Genomic DNA, 20,249 nt, shown 5'->3' with positions numbered 1-20,249 from the left:
AATAATTGAATATTCTGTCCTATGACCAATAAAAAAAGCCTCTCTGAACGAGACATTTGCTCTAAGTACATTACTCCAGCCATTATTGAGGCCGGATGGGATTTGCTTAGTCAAATTCGTGAGGAAGTGAGTTTTACAAAGGGGCGCATTATTGTACGCGGTAAGATGCATATTCGTGGTGAGCAGAAGAGAGCTGACTATATTTTATATTACAAATCTAATATTCCTCTCGCCGTGATTGAAGCAAAAGACAACAATTACAGTGTAGGTGCAGGAATGCAGCAAGCACTCAATTATGCTGAAACACTTAATGTACCCTTTGTATTTAGTTCTAACGGTGATGCTTTTCTTTTGCATGATCGTACTGGATTAGCTGAGAAAACCGAGCAAGAGTTAACCCTTGATTCTTTTCCATCACCTGCACAGCTATGGCAACGTTATTGCGAGTGGAAAGGATTAGAAACTCCTGAAGCTCGTCATATAATAGAAATGTCATATTATGATGATGGTACTGGGCGAACTCCTCGCTATTATCAGGCCAACGCTATAAATAACACAGTAGAGGTAGTTGCAAAAGGTCAGAGTCGCATATTACTTGTTATGGCTACCGGAACTGGAAAGACTTACACTGCATTTCAAATCATTTGGCGGTTATGGAAATCTGGTATTAAAAAGCGCATCCTTTTTTTGGCTGATAGAAACATTCTAGTTGATCAAACTAAGAACAACGATTTTAAACCTTTTGGTGCTGCAATGACTAAAATCAGCAAGCGCCAAGTAGATAAAAGTTATGAGATTTATCTCTCCCTGTATCAGGCAGTTACAGGTAATGAAGAGGAAATGAATATTTACAAACAGTTTTCTCGCGATTTCTTCGATCTTATTGTTATTGATGAATGTCATCGTGGTAGTGCAGCAGAAGATTCTGCATGGCGTGAGATACTTGATTATTTTTCATCTGCCACACATATTGGTTTAACAGCAACTCCCAAAGAGACAAAGGATGTTTCAAGTATTTATTATTTTGGTGACCCAATATACAGCTATACCTTAAAGCAAGGGATTGAAGATGGTTTCTTAGCACCCTATAAAGTTGTGCGTATCGATATTGATAAAGACGTACAAGGGTGGCGACCGAGTAAAGGTCAGACTGATAAGCATGGGCTTGTCATTGAAGATCGTGTTTACAACCAGAGCGATATGGACCGTACTCTTATTTTAGAGAAACGTACTGAGTTAGTAGCAAAGAAAATTACTGAGTTTTTGGTCGCAACAGACCCTTTTTCTAAGACCATTGTATTTTGTGACGACATTAACCATGCAGAGCGTATGCGTCAGGCTTTGGTAAATATGAACCCACAGCGAGTAAATGAAAGTCGTAAATATGTGATGCGTATTACTGGTGATGAAAATGAAGGCAAGGCTGAGTTAGATAATTTCATTAACCCAGAAGAGCGTTATCCAGTGATTGCTGTTACCTCCAAACTAATGACCACAGGTGTTGATGCACAAACCTGTAAATTGGTTGTGTTAGATCAACATATCAAATCAATGACTGAATTTAAGCAAATAATAGGGCGTGGCACACGTATCAATGAAGATTATGATAAATACTGGTTTACTATCATGGACTTCAAGAAAGCAACGGAGCTATTTGCCGATCCTGCATTTGATGGTGAACCAGTAATGGTTTACGAGCCAAAAAATGATGAGTCGCCAGTGCCACCTGATGAGGATATGCTAGATGACAATGGAAATCCTATTGAACTAGATTATTCTAACACTATCCTAAATGATGGATTTATCGATGAGGAAAGCACAGGACGCGTGAAATATGTGATTGGTGAAGATGTCGAGGTTTATGTGATTTCTGAACGTGTTCAGTATTATGGCCCAGACGGTAAGCTAATTACCGAGTCACTGAAAGATTTCACACGAAAGACAGTGAGAAAGGATTATCAATCTCTTGATAATTTTTTACGCCGATGGACTAAAGCTGAACGCAAGGCAACTATTCTTAGAGAGCTAGAAGAACATGGTGTGCTGCTAGATGCACTTGCAGAGCAAGTAGGTAAGGACTTCGATGCTTTTGACCTGATTTGTCACGTAGCTTTTGATCAGCCACCACTGACTCGTCGCGAACGAGCTGAGCAGGTTAAGAAGCGCAATTACTTTACTAAATATGGTGAACAAGCACGTAAAGTGCTGGAAGCACTGTTAGATAAATATGCAGATACTGGCATTGAAAACATCGAAGATATTAAAATACTAACTCTAGATCCGTTTAGAAGCATGGGGACAGCTAGTGAGCTTGTTTCAGCCTTTGGCAGCAAGAAAGCCTATCTTAAAGCACTCCATGAATTAGAAATTAACCTTTATTCAGAATTCAATCTTAACAATAAGTAGATAAATCAATGAGTATTTCTTCCACAATAAAATCCATTCAAGACATCATGCGCAAAGACGTAGGCGTAGATGGTGATGCTCAACGTCTAAGCCAATTGGTTTGGATGCTCTTTTTGAAAATTTTTGATGATCGTGAGTGCGAATGGGAGCTATTACAAGATAATTATCAATCACCGTTACCAGAAAAATACCGTTGGAGAAATTGGGCTGCCGATGCTGAAGGTATGACTGGTGAAGAATTGAAACAATTTCTTGATAATGACTTGTTTCCTGGTTTGCAGCAACTTGAAGTGAAAGGCGGTGATCAACGCGCCTACGTAATCAGATCGGTATTTGAAGATGCCTATAACTATATGAAATCTGGCCAGTTGATTAGACAGGTAATTAATAAGATTCAGGATGGAGTCGATTTCAACAAAGCACAAGAACGCCATTTGTTTGGAGATATGTATGAGCAGTTGCTACGTGACTTACAAGCAGCAGGCAACGCAGGTGAGTTTTATACACCACGTGCTGTAACAGAGTTCATGGTACGAATGGTGAACCCACGTCTTGGCGAAAAAGTGATGGACCCAGCTTGTGGTACTGGTGGTTTTCTATCCTGTTCAATTGAACACATACGTAAACAGGATGTGAAAACAGTAGAAGAAGAAGGGCAGTTACAAGCCAGTATTTTTGGTATAGAAAAGAAACCGATGCCACACTTACTTTGTACTACCAATATGATCCTTCATGGCATTGATGTGCCAAGTAATATTCGCCATGACAATACTCTCGCACGGCCATTAATCAGTTGGGGTCCGAAAGAGCGTGTGGATGTGGTTGTTACTAATCCACCATTTGGTGGTATGGAAGAAGATGGTATTGAAACAAATTTTCCAGCCGCATTTCGTACACGTGAAACAGCAGATTTATTTCTTGTATTAATTATGCAAATGTTGAAAACCGGAGGTCGCGCAGCATTAGTATTACCAGATGGTTTTTTGTTTGGTGAGGGTATAAAAACACGCATTAAAGAAAAGCTATTGGAAGAATGCAATCTGCACACTATTGTCCGTTTACCTAACGGAGTTTTTAGCCCTTATACAGGCATCAAAACTAACTTGCTATTTTTCAGCAAAGGTACACCTACGCAGAACATTTGGTTCTATGAACATCCATACCCACCTGGAGTAAAAAGCTATAACAAAACTAAACCAATGAAAATTGAGGAGTTTGTGGCAGAATCAGCATGGTGGGGTAAAGAGGAAAATGGTTTCAAAGAACGAGAAGAAAACGAATATGCTTGGAGCGTCAGTGTTGAAGAAATCAAAGCACGTAACTACAACCTCGATTGTAAAAATCCGCATGTGACAGAACAGGAAAACCATGATCCGGATATGCTTTTGGCTCAGTACAATATAATGCAGAATGAGGTAGCTGCATTACGTGATCAGTTAAGAGAGATTTTAAGTTCCGCGTTGGCATCATCATCTATGGAAAAAGAAATGGATAAAATCGTATGAGAACCATTCAACAGTTGCTTACTGATCATCTTGACATCTGGACAGCTGCCGAAATAGAAAAAAAATCAGGTCGTGGTCGTAGTGGTGCTAATTCTTTTAATATATATGGTATAAAAAAATTGCGAGAACTGATATTGGATCTCGCTGTTAGAGGTAAGTTGGTGCCACAAGATCCAAACGATGAACCGGTAAGTGAATTACTCAAACGTATTCAAGAAAATCAAAACCAACTGATTATTGCGGGAAAAATAAAAAAAAATATGTTGGTGCATCCGATTTCTGATGGAGAAAAACCATTTAATTTACCATTGGGTTGGGAGTGGGTAAAACTTGGAGTGCTTACTGAAAAATTAACAGATGGTTCTCATAATCCACCGAAAGATGCTGGTTGTGGGTTACCAATGCTGAGTAGTCAGAATATTAATTTTGGAAAAATTGATTTTGATTCTCCCTCTAGATTTGTCAGTGTTGAAGATTTTGAAATCGAAAATAGAAGAACTAAAGTTGAATATGGAGATGTGCTATTGACTATCGTTGGTTCGCTTGGTCGGCCCGCAGTAGTTCCGCAAGATGCGCCAAAATTTGTATTGCAAAGAAGTGTGGCTGTAATTAGAACAGAATTATTTAATGAGTTTTTATGTTTGCAACTTAGTTCGCCATTATGTCTTAACTATTACGAACTACATGGTAAGGGAACTGCGCAAAAAGGAATATATTTAGGTAAATTATCAGAAATGCCAATAGCAGTGCCTTCTCTTAACGAACAACATCGCATCGTCGAAAAAGTTAATCAATTAATGGCATTGTGTGATCAATTGGAGAGCAAGCAAAATAATGCTCTCGAAGCTCATGAAAAACTCGTCAACCACCTACTAAATACTCTTATCCAATCACAAAGCGCCGAAGATTTTAATGAGAACTGGCGACGTCTTGCTGCGTATTTCGACATCCTATTCACCACTGAATCCAGCATCAATGCTCTTAAGCAAACTTTGTTGCATCTGGCTATGATGGGGAAACTAGTGCCTCAAGATCCGAATGATGAACCAGCCAGTACATTAATCAAGAACATAAAAGCTGAAAAAGCTAAATTGTTAACTAAGAGCAAGATTAATAAAGAAAAATTGCCTTCATTAATATCTAATGTTAAAAGACAATTTGAATTGCCAATAGGATGGGAGTTGATAAGACTCGATGAAATCTCTCAGGTTGGTACTGGCGCAACCCCTTTACGTACAAAGCCTGAATATTTTACTCCTAAAGTTATTAGCTGGGTAACAAGTGGAGAAACTTCAAACCCTTATGTCTATGAAACTGAACAATATGTGTCTCCTTTGGCACTTAAAGAAACTAATTTAACTGTGTATCCAAAAGGAACGCTTATTGTTGCAATGTATGGACAAGGAAAAACTCGTGGGCAGATAACTGAATTAATGATCGAAGCCTGCACAAATCAGGCTTGTGCTGCAATTAGATTATTTAATACTGATGAATTTCACAGAAAATATGTGAAATTATATTTTGAAAAAATATACGATGAAATCCGAGAGTTGGCTGCAGGGGGAGCACAACCCAATCTAAACTTGAGTAAGGTTAAGGAAACCTTACTGCCACTACCACCTCTACAAGAACAATATCGTATCGTAGTTAAAATTGATGCGTTATTTGCTTTGTGTGATCAATTAATCATTAGAATCACTACAGCCAAACAATTACAGAAAGAATTAGCTGATATGATAGTAGAGCAAGTTGTAGCATCATAAACTAATCCTATATGATTAAGACTTTATAATTCTCGTAGTTTATGTAAACTAAGTTTATAAATGTCAGTTAAAATTTATGTGGAAATATTGGATTCGTGATTATTAATATTTATTGTATTTAAAAGGTTAAGTAGCTTTTCCTGTTGGGTGGGTTTAGTATTAACCAAATTACTGATAAGGGTTGACCATTTTTCTAATGCCTCTTTTCTCTGTGGGAGCATCTCATTTTTATTATAAGTCGCCATTATTTTGGGCATTTTATGCCCTAGGCATTTTTCAATCACCACAGGATCAATATTCAATGCTTCTCCCAATTGTGTAGCAAAGGTTCGGCGTAAATCATGAGGCGTCCATTGTGGGATATTAACTCTATCCTGGATGCGGATTACTGCTTTAGGCAATGCTTTGTCAGAAAGAGCATTGATACCATCTGCACCACTTATGACATATTCTCCCTCGCTGCAGTTATATAACTCTTTAAGTAGGGATATTACTAATTCAGTCAAGTGAACATGCATCACAATGCCAGTTTTCGTATTTTTTGCAGGTATGGTCCACATTGAATTTTGAAAATCAAATTCAGACCATTTAGCTATTCTTAATTCACCGAAACGAACACCAGTAAGCAATAATAGCTTTAAGGCGATTTTTATTTGAAGTGACATAGCACTTAAATCACTGTCCAGAAACTCCCATAAAATTTTAATTTCATCCAAAGTGAGAAAGCGATCTCTTGATTTTTCCTGACCACCTATATCTCTTGCGCGAATATTAGCTGCGGGATTGATCGACAATTCTCCACGACTTACCGCATAGTTGAATGCCTGTTTTATTGTGCTAAGTACTTTATTAGCATGAACAGGGGAGCCCCGTTTAACTATTTTGTCTAATTCTTTAGTGATATGTCTTGTCTGGATATTTTGAAGCTCTATATCACCTAAGGATGGGATAATATCTGAATTAATATGTTGTTTGATTTGCTCGGGTTGCTTTCGATGGCGTTCAATATAGTTAGTATACCAATTCAATACGAATTCTTTGACTGTGTATTTAGCTTGATCTTCTTCTTGCATGGCCACTAGTTTTGGGTTTGTTCCAGTTCGACGGATGACACGTAGATCAATGAATTTCTTTTTTGCCTCTGCCAAACTCATTTCAGGATAATGCCCAATGATCATATAATCTTTTTTATCGTCAATTTTATAACGATAGATCCATGTTTTAGATCCCGTTGGATAAATGAATATACCAAAGCCACCGCCTTCATATTTTTCATCACGTTTTTCTTTAGGTTTGAGATTTTTAATGTAAGTGTCCGTGAACTTTGCCATATTTTCTCCCATGCATATAAGTGGCATTAATGGGTACTTTGGTGGGTACTTAATTTTGTTTTTGAATGTTATCGAAAGTTACTAAATTATATCCATAATAGGCGTTAACCCTTTACCGATCAAGGGTTTTTTGTTATATTTGATAGTGAAAGTTATTACTTTAAATATTGATGACAAGAGGATGGGGTGCTAGTGGTCGAAGGTTCAAATCCTTCCGTCCCGACCATCAAATCCCCTTTAAAATCAGCAAGTTGCATCTTCTTCGTAAAACCCTTTAAAAATCAAAAATTCTGCTAGGTGTACTTCTGGGTGTACTTAGGTATTTTGATATTGTTACTTTGTATTTATTAATATTGGAGTTTGATTCAAAATATATCTTTGTATGGAAGATCATTTAATAAGATAGTTAACGGCGACTAGTAAACGAATTTAAACGGGAAAATAAAATGACAAGCAATCAACAACGTGCCGCCCTTCAACGCCAAATTTGGGCTATTGCTAACGATGTGCGCGGCTCAGTAGATGGCTGGGATTTCAAACAATATGTCCTCGGCACCTTGTTTTACCGCTTCATCAGCGAAAACTTTGCCCTCTATATCGAGGCTGGTGACGATAGTATCCATTATGCCGAGCTTAGCGATGAAGTTATCACGCCAGACATCAAAGATGATGCCATTAAAACCAAGGGATACTTCATCTACCCCAGCCAGCTGTTTGCCAATATTGCTAAAAATGCCAACAGAAACGAAAGCCTGAACACCGATTTGGCCGCGATTTTTTCCGCCATAGAAGCCTCGGCCAATGGCTATCCCTCCGAAGGCGACATCAAGGGTCTGTTTGCCGACTTCGATACCACCAGTAACCGACTCGGTAATACCGTTAAAGATAAAAACAGCCGTTTAGCGGCGGTATTGAAAGGCGTGGCCGGTTTGGATTTTGGGCATGATTTTTATAAAAAAAGTGATGCCGCCCAGATTGATCTGTTCGGCGATGCTTACGAATTCTTGATCTCCAACTATGCCGCCAATGCCGGTAAATCCGGTGGTGAATTCTTTACCCCGCAGCACGTTTCCAAGCTGATTGCCCAGCTTGCCATGCACAAGCAAACCAGCGTCAATAAAATTTATGACCCTGCCTGTGGTTCCGGATCGCTGCTGCTGCAAGCCAAAAAGCACTTCGATGCCCATATTATTGAAGAGGGCTTCTTCGGTCAGGAAATCAACCACACCACCTACAACCTAGCCCGGATGAACATGTTTTTACACAACATTAACTACGACAAGTTCAATATGCAGCTGGGCAATACCTTAATAGACCCGCATTTTCTTGATGATAAACCCTTTGATGCCATCGTCTCCAACCCGCCTTACTCAGTGAAGTGGATAGGCTCAGATGATCCAACCTTGATTAACGACGATCGCTTTGCCCCCGCCGGTGTATTAGCACCCAAATCCAAAGCTGACTTTGCCTTTGTACTGCATGCGCTCAGTTACCTATCCAGTAAAGGCCGCGCCGCCATCGTCTGCTTTCCCGGTATTTTTTACCGTGGCGGTGCCGAACAAAAAATCCGCCAGTATCTGGTAGATAACAACTATGTGGAAACGGTGATTTCACTTGCCCCCAACCTGTTTTTTGGCACCACTATTGCGGTGAATATTCTGGTGTTGTCCAAACATAAAACTGATACCACCACCCAGTTTATTGATGCCAGTGGTTTATTTAAAAAAGAAACCAATAACAATATTCTTACCGATGAACAAATCAAACAAATCATGCAGGTATTCGATAGCAAAGAAAATGTCGTACATATGGCTAAATCTGTACCCTTTGAACAGGTCGCCGCCAACGACTACAACTTATCGGTGAGCAGCTATGTAGAAGCCAAAGACAATAGCGAAGTCATTAATATTACCAAGCTCAATGCTGAGATAAAAACTACCGTTGATAAGATTAACCAGCTACGTACCGATATTGATGCTATTGTGGCGGAGATGGAAGGTACGGAGGCTAAAGCATGAGTTTCATGGAGAAGCTGCTCGATGGGGTTGAGGTGGAGTGGTTGCCGTTGGGCAAAGTGATTGTTCGTACCAAAGGAACAAAGATAACCGCTGGTCAGATGAAAGAGTTGCATAAAGATGGTGCACCTTTAAAAATTTTTGCTGGTGGCAAGACAGTAGCATTTGTAAATTTTGAAGATATACCCGCAAAGGATATAAATAGAGAACCTTCCATTATCGTCAAGTCTCGTGGTGTTATTGAATTTGAGTATTATGACAAACCGTTTTCTCATAAAAATGAAATGTGGTCGTATCACTCAAAAAATGACAGAATCAATATCAAGTATGCTTATTATTTTCTGAAATTGAATGAGCCCTACTTTCAGAACATTGGTAGTAGAATGCAGATGCCACAAATTGCGACTCCTGATACTGATAAATTCCAAATTCCCATCCCCTGCCCAGAAAACCCCAAAAAATCGCTAGAAATCCAAGCAGAAATAGTCCGCATTCTGGACGCTTTTACCGAGCTAACCGCCGAGCTAACCGCCGAGCTAACCGCCCGCAAAAAACAATACAACTACTATCGCGATCAGTTGTTGAATTTTGAAGAAGGGGAAGTGGAGTGGAGGACGTTGCCAGAGATGGCGTTTGATTTTGGGCGTGGCAAATCTAAGCATCGCCCGAGGAATGACAAAAGACTGTATGGAGGTGATATACCATTTATACAAACCGGCGATATTAGAAGCGCATCGCACATCATAACGCAATATAGTCAAACATACAGCGATTTTGGCTTAAAACAAAGCAAGTTATGGCCTAAGGGGACTTTGTGCATCACGATTGCAGCCAATATTGCTGAAACATCCATACTAGGCTTTGATGCTTGCTTCCCTGATAGTGTCATTGGCTTTGTTGCCGATCCCAAAAAAACCAGCGCAGGCTATGTCGAATACCTACTTCAATCGACTAAAAACAAGCTAGAAGAAAAAGGAAGAGAAAAAAGCAGTGCGCAAAGCAATATCAATCTTGCTACTTTTGAACAATTAAAACTGCCCTTTCCATCGCTCGCTGAACAAACCCGCATCGTCACCATCTTGGATAAATTCGACGCTCTAACCAGCTCAATCATTGAAGGCTTACCGCGTGAAATCGAACTGCGCCAAAAGCAATATGAATACTACCGTGATTTGCTGCTGAGCTTTCCCAAGCCAGATTCAGAGGTAACGGCCTGATATGAACCAGACGCTAACAGAAATAGCTCAGGAGATAAGAGACGCCCATAAAAAAGTGCAGTTGATCTACGCTTTTAATGGTACGGGTAAAACGCGCCTTTCGCGGGCCTTTAAGGAACTGATTGCGCCCAAAAATGATAGTGATGAGGGAAGTGATGAAGTAGATCGTCCTGAGTTGTCACGCAACAAAATACTCTACTACAACGCCTTTACCGAAGACTTGTTCTATTGGGATAATGATTTAGAAAGTGATGCTGAACCCAAGCTGAAAATCCAGCCTAATTCATTTACCGACTGGATTCTGAAAGAACAAGGGCAAGATCAAAATATCATTGCCAACTTTCAGCGTTATGCAAATGACAAGCTTACCCCTCGTTTTAATGAAGAATACAAAACTAAAGTCAAAGATGAAAAAGAGGTTACAGTAAAGGCGTTTTCAGAAGTAACTTTCTCCCTTGAACGTGGTAACGATGAACACTTGGGCAACCTGAAAATCTCCAAAGGCGAAGAAAGTAACTTTATATGGAGTATCTTTTACACCCTGCTGGATCAGGTAATTACTATCCTCAATGTCGCTGAGTCAACAGAACGAGAAACCAACCAATTTGACCAGCTAGAATACGTCTTCATTGATGATCCAGTCAGTTCGTTAGATGAGAACCACTTGATTGAACTGGCTATTGATTTGGCGGAGCTAATAAGGTTAAGCGATTCAGGGCTTAAGTTCATCGTGTCCACTCACAACCCATTATTTTACAACGTGCTTTATAATGAGGTTAAACCAGAGTGTGGGTACATCCTCAAACTCTTTGAAGATGGAACCTTCGAACTTGAAGATAAAAAAGGTGATTCCAATAAAAGCTTCTCTTACCACCTCTATATTAAACGGATTATTGAGCAAGCCATCGAGAAGAATGAAGTTCAACGCTACCATTTTACGCTGCTTCGGAATCTGTATGAAAAGGCCGCAAACTTTCTAGGCTACCCTAAATGGTCAGATTTATTACCTGAAAACAAGCAGTCATATTCAAAGCGAGTTATGCATTTTTACAGCCATCGCACCCTATCTAATGAAGAAGTGGCCGAGCCAACAGCGCCAGAGAAACAAACGGTGAAGTTGTTGCTTGAACATTTAAAAAATGAGTATCGCTTTTGGCAGGAGGAAGAACAAAATGGTTAATTACACAAAGTCCATCGCTGAATCGAACAACTTTATCGTTCTGGATAAATACAAAAAAGAATGGAAAGTGGCCGAAAGCTACCAGAGCGAAGATTCGTTAGAGCGTGAGCTTATTCAGGATTTGCAAAACCAGGGTTATGAGTACCTACCTGGACTGAAGACCCCACAGGCCATGTTGGCTAATGTGCGTGTTCAACTGCAGTCTCTTAATAACGTGGAGTTTCATGATAGTGAGTGGCGGCGTTTTGTGGAGACTTATCTAGACAAGCCGAGTGACACCATCATAGACAAAACCCGAAAAATCCACGATAACTATATTCACGACTTTGTGTTTGACGATGGCCGCATTAAAAATATTTATCTGCTGGATAAAAACAATATCACCCGCAACAAAGTTCAGATAATCAAGCAGTTTGAACAAACCGGCAGCCATGCCAATCGTTATGATATAACTATTCTGGTGAACGGTTTACCTCTGGTACAAGTCGAGCTGAAAAAACGTGGCGTAGCCATACGTGAAGCTTTTAACCAAGTACATCGTTACAGCAAAGAGAGCTTTAACAGCGAGGATTCGCTGTATAAGTACTTGCAGTTGTTTGTCATCTCTAACGGCACCGATAGCCGCTATTTTGCTAATACCACCCAGCGCAACAAAAACAGCTTTGATTTCACTATGCACTGGGCTAAAGCAGATAACAGTCTGATTAAAGACCTGAAAGATTTTACCGCCACTTTCTTTCAGAAGCACGCTCTGCTTAATGTGTTGTTGCATTATTCGGTGTTTGATGTGAGTGACACATTGCTCGTTATGCGCCCCTACCAGATCGCTGCCACCGAGCGTATTTTGTGGAAGATTAAAAGCTCGTATAACGCCAAAAGCTGGAGCAAACCCGATAGTGGCGGTTTTATCTGGCATACCACCGGCTCTGGTAAAACCTTAACCAGCTTTAAAGCCGCACGTTTGGCTACAGAACTGCCATTTGTCGACAAGGTATTTTTTGTGGTGGACCGAAAAGATCTTGACTACCAGACCATGAAAGAATACCAGCGCTTTTCACCCGACAGTGTGAACGGCTCAGACAGTACCGCAGGCTTAAAGCGCAATCTGGATAAAGATGATAATAAGATCATTGTCACCACCATCCAGAAGCTCAACAACCTAATGAAAAACGAAGGAGATCTGCCCATCTACAACAAGCAGGTGGTGTTTATTTTTGATGAATGCCACCGCAGCCAGTTTGGTGAAGCTCAGAAAAACCTGAACAAGAAATTCAAACGGTTCTTTCAATTTGGCTTTACCGGCACGCCCATCTTCCCCATAAACGCTTTAGGTGCGGAAACTACCGCCAGCGTATTTGGCCGTGAATTGCATTCCTATGTGATAACCGACGCAATACGCGATGAGAAAGTGCTCAAGTTCAAGGTGGACTATAACGATGTGCGCCACAAGTTTAAGGCTATTGAAACTGAACAGGATGAGAAGAAACTATCTGCCGCAGAAAATAAAGAGGCGCTGTTGCACCCAGAACGTATTCGCGAAATTTCCCAGTATATTCTGAACAACTACCGCCAGAAGACCCACCGATTGCAGCTGAACGCCAGGGGCTTTAATGCCATGTTCGCCGTGAGCAGTGTGGATGCAGCTAAGCTCTATTATGAGACGCTGAACAAGTTGCAGGCCGCCCCTTTATATAAAAACAAGTACAAGCCGTTGAAAATCGCCACCATATTTTCCTTTGCTGCCAATGAAGAGCAGGATGCGGTGGGTGAAATTCTGGATGAAAGCTTTGATGTTTCAGCTATGAATAGTAGCGCCAAAGAGTTTTTAAACGCGGCGATAGGCGATTACAACGTCTTTTTTAAAACCAATTTCAGTGTTGATAGTAAAGGCTTCCAGAATTATTACCGTGATTTAGCCAAGCGAGTGAAAAACAAGGAAATCGATTTGCTTATAGTGGTGGGAATGTTCCTCACCGGCTTTGATGCGCCTACGCTTAATACTCTGTTTGTGGACAAAAACCTACGTTACCACGGTTTGATACAAGCCTTTTCGCGCACTAACCGCATTTATGATTCAACCAAAACCTTTGGTAATATTGTCACATTCCGAGACTTGGAAACGGCAACAGTGGATGCTATTACCCTATTTGGCGATAAAAACACCAAAAACGTGGTGCTAGAAAAGAGCTATAAGGAATACATGGAAGGCTTTACCGATGTGGTGACTGGTGAAGCAAGACGCGGTTTTATGGATGTGGTAAGCGAGCTAGAGCAACGTTTTCCTGATCCGAGTGCCATTGAAAAAGAGTCCGATAAAAAAGACTTTGCCAAACTCTTTGGCGAATACCTGCGCGTAGAGAACGTACTACAAAACTATGATGAGTTTGCCAGCCTGAAATCCCTGCAAAGCCTTGACATGAATAACCCCGAAGCAGTTGAAGCGTTTAAAGCAGAACATTATTTGGATGATGAAAAACTGGCTGAGTTACAAACCATACGCCTGCCAGCTGAACGAAAGATTCAGGATTACCGTTCTACCTACAACGACATCCGCGATTGGCAACGCCGACAAAAATCAGCAGAAGAGAAAGAAAAATCAACCATTGACTGGGATGACGTGGTGTTCGAGATAGGCCTGCTGAAATCTCAGGAGATCAACCTAGATTATATTTTGGAACTGATTTTCGAGCACAACAAGAAAACCAAAAGCAAAGTCGATTTGGTTGACGAAGTGCGCCGGGTGATCCGCGCCAGCCTCGGTAACCGCGCTAAAGAAAGCCTGATAGTGGATTTTATCAATCAAACCGACCTGGATCAGATTGGCGAAAAGTCCGGCGTGATCGAAGCATTCTTTGCCTTCGCCCAAGCTGAGCAGCAACGTGAAGCCGATGAGCTGATAAATGCAGAAGGCCTGAATGCCGAAGAAGCCCGACGCTATCTCGCCTCCTCACTCAAACGGGAGTACGCGAGTGACCAAGGAACAGAGCTTAATGCCATTCTGCCTAAGATGAGTCCATTAAATCCGCAATACCTCACCAAGAAACAGAGCGTATTTCAAAAGATCGCTGCGTTTGTTGATAAGTTCAAAGGTGTGGGGGGGATAGTTTAATAAAGAAACAAAGCTTGATGTCTCTGGACACACAAAACTAGCCTTGATATAGTGAAGCAAATTAAGGTTTTTTGTATATTTATTGGTAAAATCGAGCTTTTTATAACCTTCTTACTTGCCTCATAAAATCATTTAAAAATGTTATTCCGTAATGCATTCTTTAATGATAATATGATCTGAATTCTCTCTTTAAGAGAAAGAATTGATCATTTAATTTGTCATTAAGAAAAGGAGTTTATAATGACTACAAGTAAAAAAATTGCTTCAAAGGCTTCAAAACAATTAAAAGATAAAAGATCGACAAGCGATCATAAGTCAGTTGCCGCTAGTGATTTAGCACAAGCTAAAAAGAGAAGTCGACGCTAATTAAAATGATTATTTCGCATGTTGGGCTTCTGCTTAGCATGCGTTCTTTTATGTTGTTTCGCAGAGTCTTAATTATTAACCTAAATAAATTTTAGTAATATTTAAACGGGAATGCCCAAGTTCACGGCTAATGATTGATCTCGCCTGCTTATCAATTTGCTTTTCTTCACGATTGAGTTCTTTAGTAGTTTTTCCGCCAGCTATCGGGCAAATTAATCCAACTTTTAAAGAATCAAATTCTTTAGTCAATTCGACATATCGACGTTGAGCATAAGCATGACGAAGGCCATGTAATTTACGGACCCCCATTAATTTAGCCTGCTGTTGATAATGACTTAAATGCTGTTTATAGGTTCTTTCTGCAGGTATTAGGGACTCACCACGTCTTATTTGTTGCCAGACTTTTGATAGCCATTTCATTTGCTCTTCATTGGTGATTTTAAGCAATCGACCGATACCGCCTTTTGTCCAACTGGGTTTTATATGCAAACAATCGCCATGCCATGCTTCACTGACTACAAATTTCATTGATTCTTCCCTCCGTAAACCAAAAAGCATTTGCGCTTCAAGCGAAAGGCGTATGTGCGGATCAGTACATAAGTTTAAATCGATATGGTGAATGGCTTTGTTTTGAGTAGGAATATAAGCGCGTTTATCAATTTGATAAGAATCATTTCCTGTTTTAACCAGCTTGGGTTTATCAAGAAAATAAGCAAGTTTACGCAATTTGGACATGTAATTTTTGATAGTTGCAGGACTCTTACCTTGCTTTTTCCAGTGTTCAATAAGCACGTAGATATGTTTAGGCTTTAAACCATTTAAATGACTAACTTTGAAACCCAATTCATGTAGGTCTTTCATGCAACGATTAATCATATGTTTCATATCTGCCTTACTGGCATAGGAGTAACCCTGCATTTGTTTAATTAATTGGTGTACTGAATAAAGTGCACTGCGTAGTTTATTGCTCATTGAGATAACTCCAAAGTGAGGTACGTGATTTCAATCCCATTTCATCCATGATGAGTAAGGACAAGCGGTAATGGGATATTTGAGAGGATAATTGTGAATTTAATTGTTGGGCATAAAGATAACGCCAGCATTTTTTTCCAGAAAACCTTAAGGACTTCATAGCCTTTTGCCAGCTAAAACAGATAGCTCTGTAACCATGAGTAGTGATAAGACAACCGTTCCCTTGGGTTAATAGATTAAAATCCTCTATAAGCTTTATTTGAGCTTCAGAGCGAATAGGAATCTTCCTATCCTTGCTATTAAAAGTGATTTCTCGGGTCAGTAATAATTCATGTTCTTGAATATGTACTCCGGGCAAAATGCGCATGGCTTCGCTCAAGGTCAAACCAAAATGAATTTGAAAGCTTAAGAGAATTTTGGCAACAGGATCTTTGATCTTCTCTAATAAATCATTAGGGGATTTCCGTGTTTTCTTTTTAATTTTCTTAGTTTGCAAACCAAGACTGAGATTATCAATATTCTCTGCCTTATGACCTACATGGCAGAGGAATTTGCGGATGATTGTCATGTAATTCATTAGGGTCGAGGGTTTAACTTTTTTCTTATGCCAATGTTGAAGCAGTTGTTGCAAATGGATTGGGGTCAAACAAGGCCAATTGGATGGAGCAAGCCCAAGCACAAAGAGCTCCTCTATCATCCTAAGAATAACAAAGCGACGATATTTTTTACCGCGAGGACTACCGCTATTATCATGATCCAGATACTGGCTCGCTATTTGTCTTAAAGAGTGTTTGCGCATAGTTTTATTCAATCAATATATTTGCCCTGTCTTTGGTTTAGTGTTAGTCGAGCGATTCACTCAAAGAGGATATCCAGCTTGCGCTGCAAGGCTCGAAATGGTGGGGCAAATCAAGGTTAATGATTATTTTGGTACAACGGTTTTTTTAGTGGTTTATCTCCTTATTGTTTAAATACAAAAACGCACGGCAATCCAACAACAGCTGCCGCTGATCCATGGTTAATAAAGAAGTGATTATTAACTTATCTACCCGATGGTAGCCTATCCTAGAACTACAGATTCCCGACTAGACGTCCAGCCACAGGTTATGGGATGAGAGTGGCTTAGCATAAGACCCGAAGGTTTCGCCTGAGTTGCACAGGCTCATCAGTTATGCTTATGAAAAATTTAGCAAAGGTGAGATCTTGGGGCAATAGGTTTTGGAGGAATATTTTGTTCAATCCTGTGGTGTGGGATTGAATTTTAGTTGTTAATTAGTTGATTTTAAAATCAGATTTTCTATAAGTATTTCTGCGTCACTGCTGATAGATGCAGTGACGCAGAGTTTTATTACGATATGATCGGACTTTAAAAGCCAAGCTATAATAATTGGTAATAAAACTATCTAGTTCTTTTTTTTTTCATAGTCCAGTCTGAAACAAGGATATTGTTTAATGAATAAAATTAAATTCTCGAAATTTCATGTTAAAAAATATCGTTCACTTTTAGATGTATGCCTTGATATCAGTGATTCCAGGCCAGTAGTTATTTGTGGAGAAAATAATATCGGAAAGACTAATTTTTTACGGGCTTTAAATGTGTTTTTTAACCACATTTATGAGAAAGATAATTATCAAGCAAATCATGATATTCCTCATCACATTTTTTATGGTTCAGGTGGTGCGGGGGCGAAAACGGAACTTACTGGTACTTTTATAAAAGATGGAGAGGAAATTTCACTTCAAATTATTTTCAAAAATAATTGTGATCCTCATTACTTTATTAATGGTAAGAGTTCCAATATAGATAAAGTTAAAGATATTCTTTCTCAATTCCATTATTTGTATGTTGAGTCTCACAATATAGTACTGCCAAATTTAATTTCAGTGATTCTCGAGAAGGACGGTCTTATGCCGTTAGACGCAAAAAGATCTAAACAGTCTGCACCGTTAGTAAAATTAGCTGAGTTTATAGAATTATCTCAACATGCCATTGCCGATATTGAAAATGAAATAAATGATTGTTTCAGACAGTGAACTAATTTTGACGGTATCTTAAAAGGGAAAGAATTAAGAATTAAATTTGCTGAGTTTGATAAATTAAGAGATGTTGTTAAAAATATGACCTCGATAACTCTATACGATGGTAACAATCATGGTATTGCAGCTAAAGGCAGTGGAGCACAAAGAGCTGTGTTTCTTGCCTTGATGCAATTTATTTCTCAAAACTCCAAAAAGAATATAGTTTGGGGTATAGACGAGCCGGAGGCATTTCTGCAGCCTAGATTGCAAAAGCAAATTTCGAATGTTATGCATGAAATTGTAGAAAAAAGAGGTCAACCTGTTATTCTGACTACTCATTCTCAACATTTCATAAAATTGAATGAGTTAAACGATACTCACTTATTCGTCGGGGAAATATCAGACAAAACTTATCAGAGAAGACCTAATCAAAATTACTATGAGATGTCTGCATTCCCATTTAAGTGTAAATCAAATTACGAAAAAGCTACCTTGATTAAAAATCATTTAGGAATAACTAATAACGATGGGTGGGAGGTTCTTCCTCACAATATACTTGTAGAGGGAGAGGAGGATAAAAGATATTTAGAAACATTATTTAGTTATCTTAACTTACCCATACCTAATATTGTTTGGTCAGGCGGGGCATCTAAAATTGCTGGGTATCTACAATATTATGATCATTTTGCTAGAGATCTGAATTATAAACCTAATTTTATTTGCATATTTGATAATGATAACGAAGGAAGAGAACAGAAAAATCAGCTAAAGCCTAATTCATACAAAAATCTTTGCGTGAATATCGAATCGCTTCCTCGGCACGATGGCGTAATTGCTAGTAATTTAGATGCAGATTGGGAAATTGAAGATTTCTTACCTTATCAGATGATGATAATAGTGATTAATCAGATATTAAAAAAAGATAAATACAAAATAATAAAAAAAGATCAGATTAATGATAGAAACAAACCAGCGCACTATAAAAAACAGATCCTAAGATATGCAGAAGAGTGTACATCTCTTAATAATCCTGATAGCGCTCCCTTTTTGATAGACAATCCAGGGCGAAAAAAACAGATTTGTCAGATTTTTTGTGATCAAGCGAATGAGTTATTGAAGCAAAATTTTCTTGCGTCTGCACACGAAATATTTCTTAAGAAACTTATTGGGTAGCTGGATCTTTACACCAACTCTTTTGACCCAACCAGCCTACAGGATAAGGCCAATAAAATGTTGATTGACTAAGTTTGGTTAGCTGTACCTGTAACCCATTCATGATATTTGCAAAAAGCTGCTCATCAGGATCAATTTGCTGAAATTGCTTCCAGGCTTCAGATTTATAGCTAGGTAGTGGGTAGAGTTGCCAGAATTTTTCGAATTTTAGGTATAGATCTTTTAGGTTTCTGTTGGATTGAGATTTGATAGCTGATTTTGAAACATAGGTTGGCTTTTCGGGTTTTTATTGATTTTATATTTTCTTGAGGTCGTGCCTTATTCTGCTCTATTTGTGTTGATGGATTTTTTTCAGCCTGAGATTCATTTTCAATGTCCACTGGCTCATATGGATTAGCCAGAAGACATTTAACTATGAGGTTTTTGTTTGTTGAACAAATTTCTATAATATCTTGGCGTGCCAGGGATTTAATTACTCGTTTCATTTGTTGGTGGCTGGGGCAGCCTGTTTTTACGCCTTTGATGGGCGCGACATAAAGTGTTTCTCTCAGTGACTGGTAACTGATTTTGCGTTTAATGCCGACTATGAACGTTTTTCTGTCCATGTAGGGGCGGATGCCCATGAGATAGACTACTCGTTGCATGAGAGGGATTTCACTGAGTGCGCCCCGTTCGTATGTGGTGACGAATAAGAAATCCATTTTTTACTCCTGTTTTAACTCTGTATTTGCATTTCAATTGATATCAAACGCTATCAATCGATGATATTTAGATAACCAAGATGCATTAAACTTGATTCATTCTAGGAAATTGGTGGAGGGTGTCAATAGGGAAAATGAGTTTGATACTAAATGATATTCAATGAACCTTATATTTTTTTACTGAGAAGTTTTTGCATTGGCAATTAGTTATTTTTGTTCAAAATTGTTTAAAAATTTTTCCTCGCGCGCGTAAACACATAAAAAACAGATTTTAGAGTTATGAGGTGGGTCGGCCTGGAGAGTTTCACTTTGTCGGGTTTTTATATTCGACAGTTATTTTTCCCTTGTTAGTGCTGAATTGTGCTATGTCGGGTTTGTGCCGGGTTGATGTGTCGTGTTAAGGTCGGTCTTGTTTTGGACGGATTTAGGCTCATTGATTTGGGGAGTTAAAAAATTGTGGTGAAAGTTTAGTTTAATGGTTATCTATTGATG

General features: G+C 39.2%; 14 protein-coding genes. 10 read left to right on the top strand and 4 right to left on the bottom strand.

What is annotated here, in order from left to right:
* Nucleotides 1–21 precede the first annotated feature (21 nt).
* The 3 genes from hsdR to E1P08_RS11565 are packed head-to-tail and all read left to right on the top strand — an operon-like array spanning nucleotide 22 to nucleotide 5,674.
* Nucleotides 22–2,406 carry an EcoAI/FtnUII family type I restriction enzme subunit R gene (gene hsdR, locus E1P08_RS11575; RefSeq protein WP_133137176.1) on the top strand — a complete coding sequence of 795 codons (2,385 nt, stop codon included), beginning with the start codon at nucleotides 22–24 and terminating at the stop codon, nucleotides 2,404–2,406.
* A gap of 8 nt (nucleotides 2,407–2,414) precedes the next feature.
* Nucleotides 2,415–3,911: a type I restriction-modification system subunit M gene (locus E1P08_RS11570; protein WP_133137175.1), complete on the top strand. Its 1,497-nt coding sequence runs from the start codon at nucleotides 2,415–2,417 to the stop codon at nucleotides 3,909–3,911.
* Nucleotides 3,908–5,674: a restriction endonuclease subunit S gene (locus E1P08_RS11565; RefSeq protein ID WP_133137174.1), complete on the top strand. Its 1,767-nt coding sequence runs from the start codon at nucleotides 3,908–3,910 to the stop codon at nucleotides 5,672–5,674. The genes E1P08_RS11570 and E1P08_RS11565 overlap by 4 nt, the downstream gene beginning before the upstream one ends.
* Before the next feature lie 74 nt (nucleotides 5,675–5,748).
* Here E1P08_RS11565 and E1P08_RS11560 read toward each other — a convergent pair whose 3' ends face one another.
* Nucleotides 5,749–7,005, bottom strand: a complete 1,257-nt coding sequence (locus E1P08_RS11560) for a tyrosine-type recombinase/integrase (RefSeq protein ID WP_242602443.1) — start codon at nucleotides 7,003–7,005, stop codon at nucleotides 5,749–5,751.
* A 446-nt stretch (nucleotides 7,006–7,451) separates the two neighbouring features.
* Between E1P08_RS11560 and E1P08_RS11555 the strand changes: the two genes are divergently transcribed.
* The 5 genes from E1P08_RS11555 (at nucleotide 7,452) to E1P08_RS17645 (ending at nucleotide 14,892) form a co-directional block, all read left to right on the top strand.
* Nucleotides 7,452–9,023, top strand: a complete 1,572-nt coding sequence (locus tag E1P08_RS11555; RefSeq protein WP_133137173.1) for a type I restriction-modification system subunit M — start codon at nucleotides 7,452–7,454, stop codon at nucleotides 9,021–9,023.
* The gene (locus E1P08_RS11550; protein ID WP_133137172.1) at nucleotides 9,020–10,237 is read left to right on the top strand and encodes a restriction endonuclease subunit S; all 1,218 of its coding nucleotides are present in this window, start codon (nucleotides 9,020–9,022) and stop codon (nucleotides 10,235–10,237) included. Before E1P08_RS11555 ends, E1P08_RS11550 begins: the two co-directional genes overlap by 4 nt.
* Before the next feature lies 1 nt (nucleotide 10,238).
* Nucleotides 10,239–11,417 (top strand): ATP-binding protein, encoded by a 1,179-nt coding sequence (locus tag E1P08_RS11545; RefSeq protein WP_133137171.1) that lies wholly within the window; start codon nucleotides 10,239–10,241, stop codon nucleotides 11,415–11,417.
* Nucleotides 11,410–14,526, top strand: a complete 3,117-nt coding sequence (locus E1P08_RS11540; protein ID WP_133137170.1) for a type I restriction endonuclease subunit R — start codon at nucleotides 11,410–11,412, stop codon at nucleotides 14,524–14,526. Before E1P08_RS11545 ends, E1P08_RS11540 begins: the two co-directional genes overlap by 8 nt.
* A 240-nt stretch (nucleotides 14,527–14,766) precedes the next feature.
* Entirely contained in the window at nucleotides 14,767–14,892 is a 126-nt protein-coding gene (locus tag E1P08_RS17645; RefSeq protein ID WP_278042902.1) for a hypothetical protein, read from the top strand.
* A gap of 75 nt (nucleotides 14,893–14,967) precedes the next feature.
* Here the strand turns inward: E1P08_RS17645 and E1P08_RS11535 are convergent, their stop codons facing one another.
* Entirely contained in the window at nucleotides 14,968–15,864 is an 897-nt protein-coding gene (locus E1P08_RS11535; RefSeq protein ID WP_133137169.1) for a phage integrase N-terminal domain-containing protein, read from the bottom strand.
* Complete coding sequence (locus tag E1P08_RS11530; RefSeq protein WP_133137168.1) at nucleotides 15,854–16,663, bottom strand: phage integrase N-terminal domain-containing protein; 810 nt, start codon at nucleotides 16,661–16,663, stop codon at nucleotides 15,854–15,856. Before E1P08_RS11530 ends, E1P08_RS11535 begins: the two co-directional genes overlap by 11 nt.
* 653 nt (nucleotides 16,664–17,316) lie before the next feature.
* Between E1P08_RS11530 and E1P08_RS17355 the strand changes: the two genes are divergently transcribed.
* Entirely contained in the window at nucleotides 17,317–17,898 is a 582-nt protein-coding gene (locus tag E1P08_RS17355) for an AAA family ATPase (protein WP_207387366.1), read from the top strand.
* 15 nt (nucleotides 17,899–17,913) lie between these two features.
* Nucleotides 17,914–19,056 carry an ATP-dependent nuclease gene (locus E1P08_RS17350; RefSeq protein ID WP_341272485.1) on the top strand — a complete coding sequence of 381 codons (1,143 nt, stop codon included), beginning with the start codon at nucleotides 17,914–17,916 and terminating at the stop codon, nucleotides 19,054–19,056.
* Between the two features lie 170 nt (nucleotides 19,057–19,226).
* On the opposite strand, the gene E1P08_RS11520 is transcribed toward E1P08_RS17350, so the two are convergent.
* Nucleotides 19,227–19,757: a Vir protein gene (locus E1P08_RS11520; protein ID WP_242602442.1), complete on the bottom strand. Its 531-nt coding sequence runs from the start codon at nucleotides 19,755–19,757 to the stop codon at nucleotides 19,227–19,229.
* Nucleotides 19,758–20,249 lie beyond the last annotated feature (492 nt).

The sequence above is a fragment of the Legionella rowbothamii genome, assembly GCF_900639985.1.
GTDB classification, from domain to species: Bacteria; Pseudomonadota; Gammaproteobacteria; order Legionellales; family Legionellaceae; genus Legionella; species Legionella rowbothamii.
Note: the sequence above shows the minus strand (reverse complement) of the source record. Positions and strands in the feature narration are given on the sequence as shown.